Source organism: Pontiella agarivorans, from assembly GCF_034531395.1.
GTDB classification, from domain to species: domain Bacteria; phylum Verrucomicrobiota; class Kiritimatiellia; order Kiritimatiellales; family Pontiellaceae; genus Pontiella; species Pontiella agarivorans.
The window spans coordinates 95,023-109,014 of record NZ_JARVCO010000006.1 but is presented as its reverse complement, the minus strand read 5'-3'; the positions used below and the strand labels follow the sequence as shown (position 1 = coordinate 109,014).

Here is a 13,992-nt window from a genome sequence, read left to right as displayed (position 1 = left end):
GGTCAATATGCGGCATAGGCCTTTGCGGCATCGGAGAGTTTCCTCGGGCGGATATACTGTTCTGAATGGTGGATTTGCTGCATGGCGTCCGAGCCCTCCGGAAACCAGCGTATTGCATCGGCTGTTTTTGCCAGAGACTGGAAATGCAGCCGGGCGAGTTTTTTGTAATATACATCGGCAGCATCGGGATGCCGGTCTTTGATCCATGTGCCCGCGCTCCAGAGCATCATGGCCTTCTGGTGCCGGTTCCAGGCGAGGACGGCGGCATCGCCCGCCTGTTCCGCCGCGATTTGGCGATAGTGAAAACGCTGGTTTGGAATCGGTGCGGTTTTGTCATAAAGGGGCCGCATATTTTCCGGTGCGACGGCGGATTCGTGCTCAATTCCTATGGAGGGGAAAAAGCCCTCAACGATGGTGTAGTCGGGATAGAGTTCGGTGCCGCAGAGTTCCATGCCTTTCCACCGCATGATACGCGCCGCATGGTAGAGGTGCGCCGCACGGGTGTTCCAGCTGTTCCAGAACGAGCGGCTTTCTTTCAGAGCATGCAGATAAGTCTGCAGTATATAGCCGATTTCCGTGGGGTAATAGGGCAGCGCTTCTTGAGGGCGCCCTTCGCGGAACAGGCGACGGGCCAGCAGATAGGAGAGCCGAAGCTCAATGGAATTGCGCGGGGTTTCCGTCTGCGGCCAGTCGTCGACCCGGTTGGCCGGCCCCTTCGATGTCCGGGATTGAAAAGCATCCACATAGCGTTGGAGGTCGTCGGTTTCCACATAGCGTTCGGCGATCAGTGCGGCATCCGGATAGGCTCCCGCCGCAACGAAAGATTCGAGGGCGTCGAGCATCTGACCCCGGTCGGCATACAGGGTGCCCAGACTGCCGTGCAGGGCTGATGCGGGGGAAACGGTTCCTGTATAATCGAAGCGATAGATAATGCGCCGGCTGTGTTGAAGCCCGTTCAGCCACTGCCGGAGTTTCTCAATGGCCTCGTCGGTCCGGCCGCTGCGCTGGGCGAGGCGGTAGCGCAGCCAGTTGGCCAGAATGTCATCTGCGGGGCAGTGTTCCAGATAGGCGGCTGCTTTTCGGGGTTCGCCGTTTTTATACATGAACCAGGCCAGGCGCGGGGTGATTTTCAGGTCGGGGTGTTGTTCCAGGGTTCGGATAAAGTCGGTTTTACCGATGTTGAAAAGCGCCATGGTTTCGAGTACGGCTGCCGAGGGGGTGCTGAGCCCTTCCTGCGAGGCCTGTGTTACATCCAGCCGCAGATGATTCATACAGTGATCCCTGCGCGCGAAATCGCCGGTTCGATGGTAATAGCCCGTTGCGGCCAGGCCCCGTTCGATGCGCATCGCCAGATTGGTTTGGCAGAGGTAGTCGCGTTTATATGACGCATGGGCCAGCCCGAGGGAATGACGGGCCGGTATTTCGCGGGCGGCAGTACGGCAGGCCGCATAGGATTTTCCGGCCTGTTCCGGCATTCCGTGAGCACCGGCGAGATTGCCCCGCATGTAATACACCCATTCGGTGCGATAAAGGCGGTTGCTGACGTCGAGCGCGAGCAGTTCCCGCCAGGCCTGCGGAAAGGTAACCTTTTCATCGGCCCGGAATTCCGCAGTGCCTTCAAGATAGAGGGTGAATTCCTGTAAATGGTTCGGTACTGCGGGGGCTGGAACGTTTGTTTCCGCGGCCCGTACCGATTTTGCATAGGCCATATAATCGGTCAGCCATTCCTGACCGCCGAGTTGTTCGGCCTTTTTCGTGAAATCCAGCTTTTCCGCCTGCAGCGTGGTGTATGTTCCGTCCGGGAACGGGGCTTCATCGATCAGATGGTATTCCAACGCAATCAGTTCGAGTTCGACGGCCGGATTCAAGTCGGCCTCAAAGCGGTCGTTGTAATCGCTGAGATAACTCGATGGAAAATAGGGGCCGCATGCGAAAACAGGCACTGCAGCCATCAAGAGGAGATAAAGTCGTTTAATCATTTCAAATGTACCTCGATGAGCGGGAATTGTTCGGCGGAGAACCAGCCGACTTTGATCTGTGATCCCGGAGCGGGAACGGGAACCTGGAGTGTGGCGGGCAGCTGACCGGCCTGTTTTTCGGGGGAAGTAACGGTGCGGTAGAGGTCGTACATTCCTCGTGGATTGTTCCAGGTCAGGGTGAGTTCGGCTTCGTGTGCATGAATGACATTGCCGTTCAACAGTCCGATTTCAAACGTGGTTGCACTGATGGGGATGCAGGTGCAGGTCAACTTGTTCTGCGGGATGCTGCCGTGCTGGATTTCGGTGAGTGCAGGGCGAGGCAGACAGAGCCGGTCGCCCGGAACCGGGAGCCGGAACCAGATGAGGTTGCGCGCATGTTGCAGAGAAGGGAACTGCTGAATCAGCCGGATCAGATCGCGCGGCCGGGCGGCGATCCGGCGTTTTATGGTGCTCCGCTTTCCGGCGGGGCCTTCGGCGGTCAGATGGAGAAACCGGCCGGTGTCCGGATCAAAATTCAGTTCGTAGGCGTAGCAGGGCAGGGCAATGGCATAGGGATGGCCGAGCTTTTCGGCACGGCGGACCGCCTGTTCGGCGGTCGCGAAATTCATCAGTTCTGCTTGCCGGTGGATATGATCGGGGACGTCGAGACCGTGGACCTGCAGGACATAATAGTCGCAGTTTAATGCAACGCGCTCAAAATCGCGGTTGCCCAGATGGGCCGGCAATGCGGTAACGGATAGTGCTGTTCCGGTCAGGTGCGACCTGATTTTTTTAAGCAGATCGGCATATTCCGAAAGACGGCTTTCCGGGCAATCGAGGTCGAATTGCAGTTCATGAAAGTCCGAGAGTTCTGTGCAGAGGCGGAGCAGTTCGGTGTCAAGATCGCTGCGGTTGAAGGCACTGAGCGGAACACGGATGACCGGTATGAAGGTGTGTCCGGTCTGCTTAAGCTGTGCCCAGGGAACCGGGATTAACGGGCTTTGTCCGGCCGCCGGAATTTCGGTGACGATGGGGTAGAATGTGGTCGGCGATTCCCGGGTGACGGCATGTACCACGTTGCTGTTCCAGTGCTGCTGCCAGATGTAGAATGCATCTTTGGCTGCCGCAGCTGAAGTGAGGGCAAGTATAGCAAGTGGAAGCAGGATGGGTTTCATGAAGGTTAAGCTAAATGTATCGATCGTGCATGAGGAGGAAAAAAACTTGCCCATTGCTTCCAATGATTGGAAGTTATGCGGCCTTATGTCTACACGCTATAAAATTACGGTTTCTTACGACGGCACCAACTATTCCGGCTGGCAGGTTCAACCTGATCATCGGACCGTGCAGGGTGAACTTGAACGGCTGCTGGCCGGAATGACGGAGCAGAAGCATGTTCGCGTGGAATCTTCCGGCCGGACCGATGCCGGGGTGCATGCCCGTGCGCAGGTGGCGCATTTTGTTCTGCCGAAAAAAGTGGATACCCGATATTTTATGCGCGGGATTAATGCGCAGCTGGATCGCGATATTCGCGTGACGTCGTTCAAAGTGGTACCCGACGATTTTCATGCACGTTTCGGCGCGGTTGGAAAAGAATATCGCTATTTCATCTACAACGGTCAGATTGTTCCGCCGACCAAGCGTCTGTACCGTCTGCAGGAAGCACGGCCGCTTGATGTCGAACGCATGCGCACTGCGGCTGCACTGCTGGTGGGGGATCATGATTTTGCCCCGTTTTCCGTCAACCCGAAGCGCGAGCTCCACGGAACGGTACGTACTATTCACTCTTTCAGTGTACGCAAACAGGGTGCTGATATTACGCTCGCGGTGCGGGGCAGCGGTTTTCTGTATAAAATGGTTCGCAGTCTGGCGGGCATTCTGATCGATGTCGGGATCGGTCGTCGCGAGCCCGAAATTATCAACGAAATTTTGGCTCATGGTAAACGGACGGCGGTGGTGCGAACCGCCCAGCCTCAAGGCCTGTTTCTCTGGAATGTATTTTATTGACCGTATTCGGTCGGTAAACAGGGCGGACCTGTTCCGGGGTGCCCCGATCAACATCGTTGTGCACGAAAGTCATCATCTCCGTGACGCCGTTATGAACTCATGGGCAGAGGCCGAAATATAATCCGTTTTCAGAGTCCGGCCTGCACGGGGTCAATGCGAAGCAGCAGGCGGGTATGATGGGGGGCTGAAACCGGAGCGGATCGGTGTACCAGTCCACGGCCTTCTGTTCCGGGGTAGCGATTTCCTTTGAATAGAAGAACCGTGCCGGAAGCTGTTCGCTGAATGGTTTCTGGATTTGGAATGATGCGTCGGTTGGCGGCCGCTGTGGAGTCTGCGGTGCATCCGATTTCCTCATGGCACACGGCTTCTTCGGGAGCCCACTCGGTCCCGGGGCCGAAATAAGTACAAAGCATCCGAAGCGTCAGGTAGTCTGTGTGGAATTTGCAACAAGCGGAATCCCGGAGTGATTCGAGCCTGAAAAGCAGTGAGCAAGTATCGGCCACTTCGCTGAAGCGGTAGACCAGATCGGTCAGATCGTCGATCAGCCAGTTACCGGTTTTTGAATTTTCGCTCCATCCGTTCTCTGCGAGCCGGGCGGCAAGCAGCCCCCGGACATCCATCTGATCCACATGGATTTCCTCTTCCACACAGCAGTCTCCGGTACTCAGCCACGTCTGAATTTGTTTCACGACGTCTCCGGGGATATCCCGTTCCCACATCACCAGAGGCGTGTCAGGTTCTCTGATCTCAAACAAGAGGGTGCTTCCGTTTTTTCGCGGCTCCGCCGCTGGGATGGACGGTGTCATCTCAAACCTCTGCTTTTTCCGGTGATTCCATCCATGAGGGAAACGGATCCGGTAATGTATCGGGCCAGGATTGCAGCCCCGCTTCCAGTTCGTCCGGTGTCAGCAATGCAGCATGCAGTGCCTCTTCCATCTCTTCGCGCGGCAGTTTCTGACCGATAAAGACGAGCTCCTGCCGGCGATCACCCCAGTGGCCTTCCATCTGGCTGTTGATCCAGTTTTTACTCTCCGGATCATCCGGCCAGCTGCTTTCGGGCACCGCTGCCCACCAGTAACCGACGGGACGATATTGTGCCATTCCGCCGGCTTGAGACCACTCGGCAGCGATACTCGGCCGGGATGCGATCCAGAAATATCCTTTAGAACGAAGCAGGCCGGGCCATTCGGCGTGAAGAAAATTCCAGATGCGCTGCGGATGGAAGGGGGTCCGGTGCCGAAAGGCAAAGTTGCCAATGCCGTATTCTTCGGTTTCCGGAGTGTGCTCTTCGGCCAGTTCCCGAATCCAGGCGGCGGATCGCGAAGCCTTTTCCAGATCGAAGCGGCCGGTGCCCATCAGCTTGTTGAGCGGTACATTTCCGTTGATGGATGAAAGCACTTCTGCTCCGGGATTCAGTGTTTTTACGGCATTCACCACTACGTTCAGTTTTGTGGAGGAAACGCAGTCGGCTTTGTTCACGAGGATGACATCCGCGAACTCAACCTGCTCGATAAACAGGTCGGCCAGGCCGCGCTCGTCTTCTTCGGAAACCGCCATGTCCAAATCGCTGAGCACGGCCGTTCCGCTGTATTGTTCCAGAAAGTGGACGGCGTCGACCACGGTGACCATCGTATCCAGACGGGCCCAATCCTGCAGGCTGTTGCCTGCTTCATCCATGAAGCTGAAGGTTTGTGCAACGGGAAGGGGTTCGGAAATACCTGATGATTCAATCAGCAGATAGTCATACTTCTGTTCGCGGGCCAATGTGGAGACTTCTTCCAGCAGGTCGTCCCGCAGCGTGCAGCAAATACAGCCGTTGGACATTTCCACCAGCTTTTCCTCCGCCCGTTTCATGGTAATTCCGCTGGTACGGGTTGCTAAGGCGTCAATGTTCACATCGCTCATGTCGTTAACGATCACCGCCACCCGTTTTTCCTCCTGATTGGCCAGAATATGATGCAGCAGTGTGGTCTTTCCGGCTCCGAGAAAGCCTGATAGAACGGTTACCGGCAGTCGTTTGTCGATGGTGTTCGGGGTTGTCATTTGAAATTCTCCATAATATTGCAAGTTAATTGCAATAATAGCTATCGCAAGTTAGTTGCAATGTCAACAGGGATGATTTATGAATAAGAGCGTCATGGTGAATAAAGCGAAAGAATACAGTGATATGGAGCAGGAGATTCGCGTCTTACTGCATCAAAAAGGTTTGCGGGTGACCGCGCCATGCCTTGCCGTCCTGAAGATCCTGGCGGGAGCGAAGGTTCCGCTTTCGCATACGGAGGTGTTGGAAGGGATGGGGGAGGATGATTGTGATCAGGCCACAGTATACCGCAATCTCATTAAACTGCGGGATGCGGGGCTTGCCCGTGTGGTCAGCCAGGCGGATGGCGTCGACCGCTATGCCTTTGTCATGCCGGGAAACGAAGGGCATGCTCATCCTCATTTCTACTGTACAGCGTGTGAACAGATTCTGTGTCTGCCCCCTAAAATGCAATCGCTCCTGCATATCGAAGGTCCCTGGCATGAAGCGGTGCAGCAAGCGGTATGGGATCTGCGCGGAACGTGCCCGATGTGCCGGGAAAAGAAAGAGGCCTCATAAGCCTTGCTGCAGGGCTGCGGGCGGTACGGGGCAAGTGTCGGTGCTTTCCTTGTTCCGCGGACCGCCGTTGAATTGGATCAGGAGAGGGGTTCTGATATTCCGAGGCAGACCGCTGCCATAAAGTTTCCAATGCTCAGGATGAAGGGGGAGGACCATTCTTTCATGAATCATCCGATTTTAACGAGGCCGGTTTTGACATGGGGTCGGGGGGGAATTATGGTTCGCGCCTTTGGTTGAAACAACTTCTGTAATTTTTACCACAGAGGGCATAGAGGTTTTTCCGGGTTCGCCATGGAAACCGATTTGTTCCTTTCAGATGAAGCCCGCAGGATGCGGGTGACGCTTCGGGGATCTGTGCGCTTCGTGGGTGCTGATTTAATAACTGGAATGGAGAGATTAATGAGAGTAAAGGCATTCAAAGCATGGCGTCCGGCGGAGGGCAAGGCAGAGAGCGTGGCATCGGTTCCGTATGATGTTGTGGACACGAAAGGCGCGGCGGCGCTGGCGGAAGGTAATCCGGAAAGCTTCCTGCATGTGGTTCGTGCGGAGATTGATCTGCCGGAAGGCACAGATCCGTACAGCGATGCCGTGTATGCGCAGGCCAAGGCGAATATCGAGCGTTTTAAAAATGACGGCATCCTGATTCGTGAAGAGGAACCGGCGTTTTATCTTTATTCCCAGCAGATGGGCGATCACCTGCAGTACGGTATTGTGGCGACCTGCCATTTCGAAGATTACGAAGAGGGCAAAATCAAGATCCACGAAAAGACCCGCCGCGTGAAGGAAGAGGACCGCATTAAATATGTGGACACCCAGAATGCCAACACCGGCCCGGTATTCCTGGCCTATCGCGATTCCGAAAAAATCAACGCACTGGTTGAAGAGACCAAAAGCACGGATCCGCTCTATAAGTTCACGGCGGAAGACGGTGTAAAACACACGGTCTGGAAAATGGGCCATGTGTCGGAACTCGAAGCGGCTTTCGGTGAAATTCCGGCAACGTATGTGGCGGACGGGCATCATCGTTCCGCTTCGGCCGCGAAAGTCGGTGCGATGCGCCGTGACGCGAACCCGAATCACACCGGTGATGAGCCCTACAACTATTTCCTGGCTGTGATGTTCCCGGAAAGTGAACTGAAAATTCTGGCGTACAATCGCGTGATCCTCGCTCTGCCGGGGACGGAAGAGGAATTTTTCCAGGCCTTGGAAGAGCAGTTCACGATCGAGAAAAACGGCAAAGCTGTACCAGCGAAGTCCGGCGAGATCTGCATGTATATGAACGGCGAGTGGAGCACGCTTACTCCAATTTATATGCCGACCGCGACCGATCCGGTGGCGGCACTTGATGTGAGCATTCTGCAGAACGATGTGCTGGCTCCGATCCTGAACATCGAAGATCCGCGCGAGAGCAACGATATCGATTTTATCGGCGGAATCAAGGGCACGGAAGAGCTGGAAAAGTGGGTGGACGACGGCCGCGCGGTGATGGCGTTTTCGATGTATCCGACCTCCATGGAACAGCTGTTTGCGGTGGCCGACGCCGGCATGCTGATGCCGCCGAAAAGCACCTGGTTTGAGCCGAAGCTGCGTTCCGGTCTGCTGGTGAATACACTGGACTGAAATCGGTGGGGCACGACCGCCGGGGGTATCTGAGGCCTCCCGGCAACCTGTTCTTGCCTGGATGAACCACAGATTACGCGGATTAGAGGGATTGTTTTTCCAATCTCCGGACTCCGTGAAATCTGTGGTTTTTTTGTGTCCGTGCATCTCTGGGGAGCAAACGCAGTTTTTGATTCTCTCGTAAAGGCGCAGAGTGGCGGTGGATTTTCGGAGGAGTATGAACCGCGTCGGGATTCTTTTTCTGCTTTGGGGCCGGATGCCGTGCTCGGCGGCATGTTCTTCCGGAGGTGAAAGGGTCTGGTATGAGTGTGCTGCGAAGATGGCATTGAATGCGCGCGCCGAAAAAGTTTATGTTCTGCGCACTTTTCTAAACAGAGGTGATTTATGAAAAAACTACAATCTATCTTCGGCGCACTGGCGCTGTTTGTTTTTGTTTCCGGCTGTTCCACGGTTCCGATTACGGGCAGAAAGCAGTTGAGTCTGGTTTCCGACGCTCAGCTCATCCCTGAAAGCGCCGCGAGCTATGAACAGGTCATCACGGAAGGTCCGCTTTCGGAAAACAAAGAACAGACTGAAATGATCCAGCGGGTGGGGGCGCGGATCTCCGCTGCTGTTGAACAGTATTTTGCGGAGCGCAATCAGTCGGATGTGGTCGCGGGCTTTGACTGGGAGTTTAACCTGATTGAAGAGGATGTGCCGAATGCCTGGTGTATGCCCGGCGGAAAGGTGGCCTTTTACACGGGAATTCTTCCGTATACGCAGGATGAAACCGGCGTGGCGGTGGTGATGGGCCATGAGGTGGCGCATGCCATTGCCCGACACAGCAACGAGCGGGTGAGCCATCAGATGGCGGTGGCGGGCGGAAGCGTGCTGACCGCCTGGATGGCAAAAGACAGCGAATACGAGGAAGCCATTTTGGCGGCCTACGGCATCGGGACGCAGCTGGGCGGTATTCTGCCGTATTCGCGTTTGCATGAAAGCGAGGCCGACCACATGGGGCTGATCTTTATGGCCATGGCGGGGTACAATCCCGAGGCGGCCGTTGATTTCTGGCAGCGTATGGCCGAAGCGGGCGGGGAGAAGCCGCCGGAATTTCTCAGCACGCATCCTTCCGATGAAACCCGTGTTCGGCAGATCCGCGAACACCTGCCCGAGGCCATGCAGTATTATCGGCCGAGCCCGTAGCCTGATCCGGGTACGTTCTGTTGAATAACCGGATCGCATTGGTGCGTGTACAGGACCCGGGGAAATTACTGTGCCGGGCAAAATAAATGAAAGTTTGAGCTCCGATGGTTGAGGTGGGGCTTTTTTGTTTTCCAATGTCGGGAAACCGCTATCATCCCGCGCATGTCTCTTTACAACCCAGATACGATTGCCGCCATTGCCACGCCGCCCGGAGAGGGCGGGGTCGGAATTGTGCGGATTTCCGGTTCCAGGGTCTGGAACATTGCGGATGCACTTTTCCAGCCGTTGGATAAAACGCCGGTTTCGCAGCGCGAACACGGCACGTTTGCTTATGGTAAAATCATCGATTCCGAAGGCGAGGAAATCGATACCGGTCTGGCGCTGATTATGCGGGCGCCCAAAAGCTATACCTGCGAAGATGTGGTCGAAATTCAGGGCCACGGCGGGGCAGTCGGTATGCGCCGTATTCTGCGCCGCTGTCTCGAAGCCGGTGCGCGGATGGCCGAGCCGGGCGAATTTACAAAACGGGCTTTTCTTAACGGTCGGATCGATCTGCTGCAGGCGGAGGGTATTTTCGACCTGATCCGCGCGCGGTCGGATCGCGCGGCCTCGGCGGCGCTGGAGCAGATGGAAGGCAAGCTGAGCCGGCAGTTTAATGGAATTTATGAAGCCTTTCTGGAGGTGGCCGCCAACCTGGAAACCACGCTCGATTTTGTGGAAGATGAACTGCCTGACGATGTCTTTTCAGGGATTGCCGATCTGCTGGATCGCACGTTCCAGTCTCTGGATAAACTGCTGGATACGTGGGATGAAGGCCGGCTGCTGCGCGAAGGCGCGCGGGTGGTGATTCTCGGTCGGCCCAATGCGGGGAAATCGACGCTGCTTAATGCATTGCTCGGATTTGACCGGGCCATTGTTTCGAGCACTGCGGGCACAACGCGCGACACGATTGAAGAGGGGTTTGTGCTCAATGGTATTCCGCTGCGGATTATCGATACGGCCGGGCTGCGCATTACGGACGACGAAATCGAGGCGGAGGGGATCCGCCGCGCCGAAGCGCATTCCGAAGAGGCGCATCTTTCGGTTTATCTGATCGATGCTTCGCAACCGCTGCACGACGAGGATAAAGCCCGGCTGGAGAAGCTGGTTCCTGAGCGCAGCGTGATTGTGCTCAATAAGATCGATCAGGGAAAGCAGGTTGAACTCGAAGGCGTGGAAACGTGCCTGCGCAGCGGTGAAGGTATTGAAAATCTGAAACGCGCCATGGCGCAGACCATTGAGCGGGGCGCGGATTTAACCGCTCCGCCGCATGCGGTGATTTCAGAGCGGCACCGTCAGCTGCTTATTGATTCACATCGGGAAGCCAAGCAGGCGCGGGCGTTTTTGAATCAAAACGTCGAGGAAAATGCGGTGCTGGCCGCGGAGCATCTGCGCTCGGCGCTGGAATTCCTGGGGCAGGTCACCGGCCGCTCCTACCACGAGGAACTGTTGGATAACATCTTCTCGCGCTTCTGTATCGGGAAGTAACATGAAAAATATATTGAATAAATGTGTATGTTCATAATATACAAACCGCATGGTTAAGCCGAAGGACATTCTCAGCAGTTGCACGGGATTTGAGTGGGATGCCGGAAATGATGTGAAGAGCTGGGATAAGCACGAGGTTTCCCGAACGGAGTGCGAGCAGATCTTTTTTAACCGGCCTTTGATTGTGAAGCGGGGTGATGGACGTTCTTTGAAGGAGGTTCGGTACTATGCTTTCGGCCGAACGGATTATGGGCGGTTGCTATTCGTGGTTTTTAAAATCAGTGGCAGTTTAATTCGTATTATTTCTGCACGGGATATGAATGACAGTGAAGAGTCGAGGTATCGAAGATGAAAAAGGTTCCGAAGTTTAAGAGTGAAGCGGAGGAGCGCCGTTTCTGGCAGACGCACGATTCGAGCGAGTATATCGACTGGTCGGATGCCGAAGAGGTTGTTCTTCCCAAGCTGAAGCCTTCGACCAAAACGATTTCGTTGCGCTTGCCGGAGTCGATGGTGGATGAGCTGAAGCTATTGGCGAATAAGAAGGATGTGCCGTATCAGTCATTACTGAAGGTCTTTTTGTCGGAACGGATCGACAAGGAGTTGCATCAGGCAGGAATCTCAGCTTAGATGCGCGGCCTTTTGAAGAAGTAAGGAATTTAGTTATGAGCAGGAATTTTGCACCGATTGTTAAGTGGGGCACGGATAAGAAATATAAGAAGGTCGATGACTTTCTGCTGCGTCCGTCGGTTGAGGATCAGGCGATGGAGGCGGCGGCGCGGATTCTGGCCGATGTGAAGGAACGCGGCGATAAGGCGGTGATTGACTGTGCGCGGCTGTATGACGGATCGAATATGTCGACCCGCCGTATCCGGGTGACGGAGAAGGAAATTGCTGCCGCCGACCAGATTGTGGATGATGAGTTCAAGGCTGCAGCGCAGGAGGCGCATCAGCGCATTACGGCGTTTTCGATTGGCGGTCTGCGCGAGGATTGGCAGATGGATACGCCGAAGGGCGGAATGTTGGGCGAAAAGTTTGTGCCGTATGACCGCGTAGGTGCCTATATTCCGGGCGGGGCGGCACCGTTGGCTTCGACGGCACTGATGACGCTGACGCTGGCGAAAGTGGCCGGCGTGAAGGAGCTGGTGGCCTGTTCACCGGCGGATAAAGACGGGAATCTGAATCCCTATGTGATTTATGCACTGAATCTGGCCGGTGCGACGGAGATTTATAAAATCGGCGGCGTTCACGCGATTGGTGCGATGGCGTACGGTACGAAATCGATTTCCAAGGTTCGGAAAATTGTCGGGCCGGGCGGTCCGTATGTGACGGCGGCGAAACGTCAGGTGTATGGCGATGTGGCACTGGATATGGTGGCGGGGCCGAGCGAAATTGCGGTGCTGTGCGATACGACGGCCCATCCGGCGCATGTGGCGGCGGACCTGCTGTCGCAGGCCGAGCATGGGACCGGATCCGAAAAAGCGCTGTTGGTGACGACGTCGCAGAAGCAGGCTGAAGCGGTTCGTGCAGAAGTGCTCAGGCAGGCGAAGGAGCTGAGCCGGACCGAGCCGGTGGAACAGGTGCTGGAAAACGGTATGCTGCTCGTTGTGGTGAAAAGCATGAAGGAGGGGATGCTGCTGTGTAACCTCTTTGCGCCGGAGCACATGGAGTTGATTTGCAGGAATCCTGAAAAATGGGTGGATGAAGTGCATAATGCCGGGGCGCTGTTTATCGGCGAATGGACGCCGGAATCGGTGGGCGATTTTGCCGCGGGGCCGAGCCACGTGCTGCCGACCGGTGGAACGGCGGCCTATTTTTCCGGTCTGACGGTGGAGGATTTCCGTCGGCGCGTCAGCCTGATCCAGTTCACGAAAGAGGATCTGGAGGATACGCTGCCGGTGGTTGAAGCGTTCGGCCGCATTGAAACGCTCGATGGTCATGCGCGTTCGGCGACGATCCGGTTTGAGAAATAATTTCTATTTGACTGATCAGACCGCGGGGTCTGATTGAACCCTTTGGGACCTTTTATGAGTGATTTAATCAGAAAATCGGTGCAGGCGATGCAGGGCTATGTGCCCGGTGAACAGCCGAAGGAAGCCGATATTGTTAAGCTGAATACGAATGAGAATCCGTATCTTCCGTCTCCGGATGTGCAGGATATTCTTTCGATGGTCGATATTTCGGTGCTTTCGCGCTATCCGGATCCGGTGTGCATGGAGCTGCGGAAGGCGATTGCCGGGTTGCATGGCTGTGACGTGGAAAACGTATTTGTGGGCAACGGGTCGGACGAAGTGCTGGCTCTGTGCATCCGGGCGTTTGTGGAGCGGGACGGATCGGTCGGCTTTTTTGATCCGTCATATTCGCTGTATCCGATTCTGGCAGACATTGAAGATGTGGAGAAAAAGCCGGTATCGCTGGATGCGGGATATGGCTGGCAGATGCCTGCGGATTATGCGGCATCGCTCTTTTTTCTGACGCATCCGAATGCGCCGACGAGTTTTGTGTATGATAAGAATTCAATCGAATCCTTCGTGAAGAATTTTGGCGGAGTGGTGCTGATTGATGAGGCCTATGCCGATTTTGCGGAAGATAACTGCATGGATTTGGCGCTGCAGCATGAAAATGTGATTGTGGCGCGTACGTTGTCGAAGTCCTATTCGCTGGCCGGGATCCGATTGGGCTATTGTGTCGGAAATGAGGCGCTGATCGGCGCGATGTATAAGATCAAGGATTCCTATAATGTGAATTATCTGACGCAGGAAATTGCACGGGTGGCGATTCTGGATCAGGACACGATGAAGGCGAATGTTTCGGCGATTGTGGAGACGCGTAAAATGGTGGCGGAAAAGCTCGAGGAATTCGGCTTTGAAGTGGGAAAATCGAAGACCAACTTTCTGTGGGTTAAGCCGCTGGGGATAGGCGCGAAGACACTGTTTGAAGCGTTGCGGAAGAAAAACATCATTGTCCGCTATTTCGGGAACGATGAGCGGACCAGGGATTATCTGCGAGTGACCGTTGGAACCGCCCCGGAAATGCTGAAGTTTCTGGATGCAACGGAAGCAATTCTGAATGGCGGAGAGTAGCCGGGTTTCCAGAGGCTGG

Annotated in this window: 13 protein-coding genes; 9 read left to right on the top strand and 4 right to left on the bottom strand. The window is 55.3% G+C overall.

Annotated elements, in window-relative coordinates; all coding sequences use genetic code 11:
• Positions 1 to 2 precede the first annotated feature (2 nt).
• Positions 3 to 1,979, bottom strand: a complete 1,977-nt coding sequence (locus P9H32_RS04630) for a hypothetical protein (protein WP_322607707.1) — start codon at positions 1,977 to 1,979, stop codon at positions 3 to 5.
• The gene (locus tag P9H32_RS04625; protein ID WP_322607706.1) at positions 1,976 to 3,133 is read right to left on the bottom strand and encodes a DUF3142 domain-containing protein; all 1,158 of its coding nucleotides are present in this window, start codon (positions 3,131 to 3,133) and stop codon (positions 1,976 to 1,978) included. Before P9H32_RS04625 ends, P9H32_RS04630 begins: the two co-directional genes overlap by 4 nt.
• Between P9H32_RS04625 and truA the strand changes: the two genes are divergently transcribed.
• The gene (gene truA / locus P9H32_RS04620) at positions 3,132 to 3,962 is read left to right on the top strand and encodes a tRNA pseudouridine(38-40) synthase TruA (RefSeq protein ID WP_322607705.1); all 831 of its coding nucleotides are present in this window, start codon (positions 3,132 to 3,134) and stop codon (positions 3,960 to 3,962) included. The genes P9H32_RS04625 and truA overlap by 2 nt on opposite strands.
• A 128-nt stretch (positions 3,963 to 4,090) precedes the next feature.
• Here truA and P9H32_RS04615 read toward each other — a convergent pair whose 3' ends face one another.
• Positions 4,091 to 4,768: a DUF1826 domain-containing protein gene (locus P9H32_RS04615; RefSeq protein ID WP_322607704.1), complete on the bottom strand. Its 678-nt coding sequence runs from the start codon at positions 4,766 to 4,768 to the stop codon at positions 4,091 to 4,093.
• Position 4,769: 1 nt separating this feature from the next.
• Entirely contained in the window at positions 4,770 to 6,005 is a 1,236-nt protein-coding gene (locus P9H32_RS04610; RefSeq protein ID WP_322607703.1) for a GTP-binding protein, read from the bottom strand.
• 79 nt (positions 6,006 to 6,084) lie between these two features.
• Here P9H32_RS04610 and P9H32_RS04605 point away from each other — a divergent pair, with 79 nt between their 5' ends.
• The 8 genes from P9H32_RS04605 to hisC all read left to right on the top strand — a co-directional run bounded on the left by P9H32_RS04605 (position 6,085) and on the right by hisC (position 13,973).
• On the top strand, positions 6,085 to 6,561 hold the full coding sequence (locus P9H32_RS04605) for a Fur family transcriptional regulator (protein ID WP_322607702.1): 477 nt from the start codon (positions 6,085 to 6,087) through the stop codon (positions 6,559 to 6,561).
• Between the two features lie 399 nt (positions 6,562 to 6,960).
• Entirely contained in the window at positions 6,961 to 8,181 is a 1,221-nt protein-coding gene (locus tag P9H32_RS04600) for a DUF1015 domain-containing protein (protein WP_322607701.1), read from the top strand.
• Between the two features lie 384 nt (positions 8,182 to 8,565).
• Positions 8,566 to 9,366, top strand: a complete 801-nt coding sequence (locus P9H32_RS04595) for a M48 family metallopeptidase (RefSeq protein WP_322607700.1) — start codon at positions 8,566 to 8,568, stop codon at positions 9,364 to 9,366.
• Positions 9,367 to 9,528: 162 nt separating this feature from the next.
• A complete protein-coding gene (mnmE, locus tag P9H32_RS04590; RefSeq protein ID WP_322607699.1) occupies positions 9,529 to 10,893 on the top strand; it encodes a tRNA uridine-5-carboxymethylaminomethyl(34) synthesis GTPase MnmE in 1,365 nt (454 codons plus the stop codon).
• Positions 10,894 to 10,942: 49 nt separating this feature from the next.
• Positions 10,943 to 11,245: a BrnT family toxin gene (locus P9H32_RS18090; protein WP_348534457.1), complete on the top strand. Its 303-nt coding sequence runs from the start codon at positions 10,943 to 10,945 to the stop codon at positions 11,243 to 11,245.
• Positions 11,242 to 11,520 (top strand): BrnA antitoxin family protein, encoded by a 279-nt coding sequence (locus tag P9H32_RS04585; RefSeq protein ID WP_322607698.1) that lies wholly within the window; start codon positions 11,242 to 11,244, stop codon positions 11,518 to 11,520. The genes P9H32_RS18090 and P9H32_RS04585 overlap by 4 nt, the downstream gene beginning before the upstream one ends.
• Before the next feature lie 35 nt (positions 11,521 to 11,555).
• A complete protein-coding gene (hisD, locus tag P9H32_RS04580) occupies positions 11,556 to 12,863 on the top strand; it encodes a histidinol dehydrogenase (RefSeq protein WP_322607697.1) in 1,308 nt (435 codons plus the stop codon).
• Between the two features lie 54 nt (positions 12,864 to 12,917).
• A complete protein-coding gene (gene hisC, locus P9H32_RS04575; protein ID WP_322607696.1) occupies positions 12,918 to 13,973 on the top strand; it encodes a histidinol-phosphate transaminase in 1,056 nt (351 codons plus the stop codon).
• Positions 13,974 to 13,992: the final 19 nt, after the last annotated feature.

Coding starts and splice junctions, on each gene's coding strand:
- P9H32_RS04630 (WP_322607707.1), bottom strand. CDS start 1,979: ATGATTAAACGACTTTATCTCCTCTTGATGGCTGCAGTGCCTGTTTTC.
- truA (WP_322607705.1), top strand. CDS start 3,132: ATGAAGGTTAAGCTAAATGTATCGATCGTGCATGAGGAGGAAAAAAAC.
- P9H32_RS04625 (WP_322607706.1), bottom strand. CDS start 3,133: ATGAAACCCATCCTGCTTCCACTTGCTATACTTGCCCTCACTTCAGCT.
- P9H32_RS04615 (WP_322607704.1), bottom strand. CDS start 4,768: ATGACACCGTCCATCCCAGCGGCGGAGCCGCGAAAAAACGGAAGCACC.
- P9H32_RS04610 (WP_322607703.1), bottom strand. CDS start 6,005: ATGACAACCCCGAACACCATCGACAAACGACTGCCGGTAACCGTTCTA.
- P9H32_RS04605 (WP_322607702.1), top strand. CDS start 6,085: ATGAATAAGAGCGTCATGGTGAATAAAGCGAAAGAATACAGTGATATG.
- P9H32_RS04600 (WP_322607701.1), top strand. CDS start 6,961: ATGAGAGTAAAGGCATTCAAAGCATGGCGTCCGGCGGAGGGCAAGGCA.
- P9H32_RS04595 (WP_322607700.1), top strand. CDS start 8,566: ATGAAAAAACTACAATCTATCTTCGGCGCACTGGCGCTGTTTGTTTTT.
- mnmE (WP_322607699.1), top strand. CDS start 9,529: ATGTCTCTTTACAACCCAGATACGATTGCCGCCATTGCCACGCCGCCC.
- P9H32_RS18090 (WP_348534457.1), top strand. CDS start 10,943: ATGGTTAAGCCGAAGGACATTCTCAGCAGTTGCACGGGATTTGAGTGG.
- P9H32_RS04585 (WP_322607698.1), top strand. CDS start 11,242: ATGAAAAAGGTTCCGAAGTTTAAGAGTGAAGCGGAGGAGCGCCGTTTC.
- hisD (WP_322607697.1), top strand. CDS start 11,556: ATGAGCAGGAATTTTGCACCGATTGTTAAGTGGGGCACGGATAAGAAA.
- hisC (WP_322607696.1), top strand. CDS start 12,918: ATGAGTGATTTAATCAGAAAATCGGTGCAGGCGATGCAGGGCTATGTG.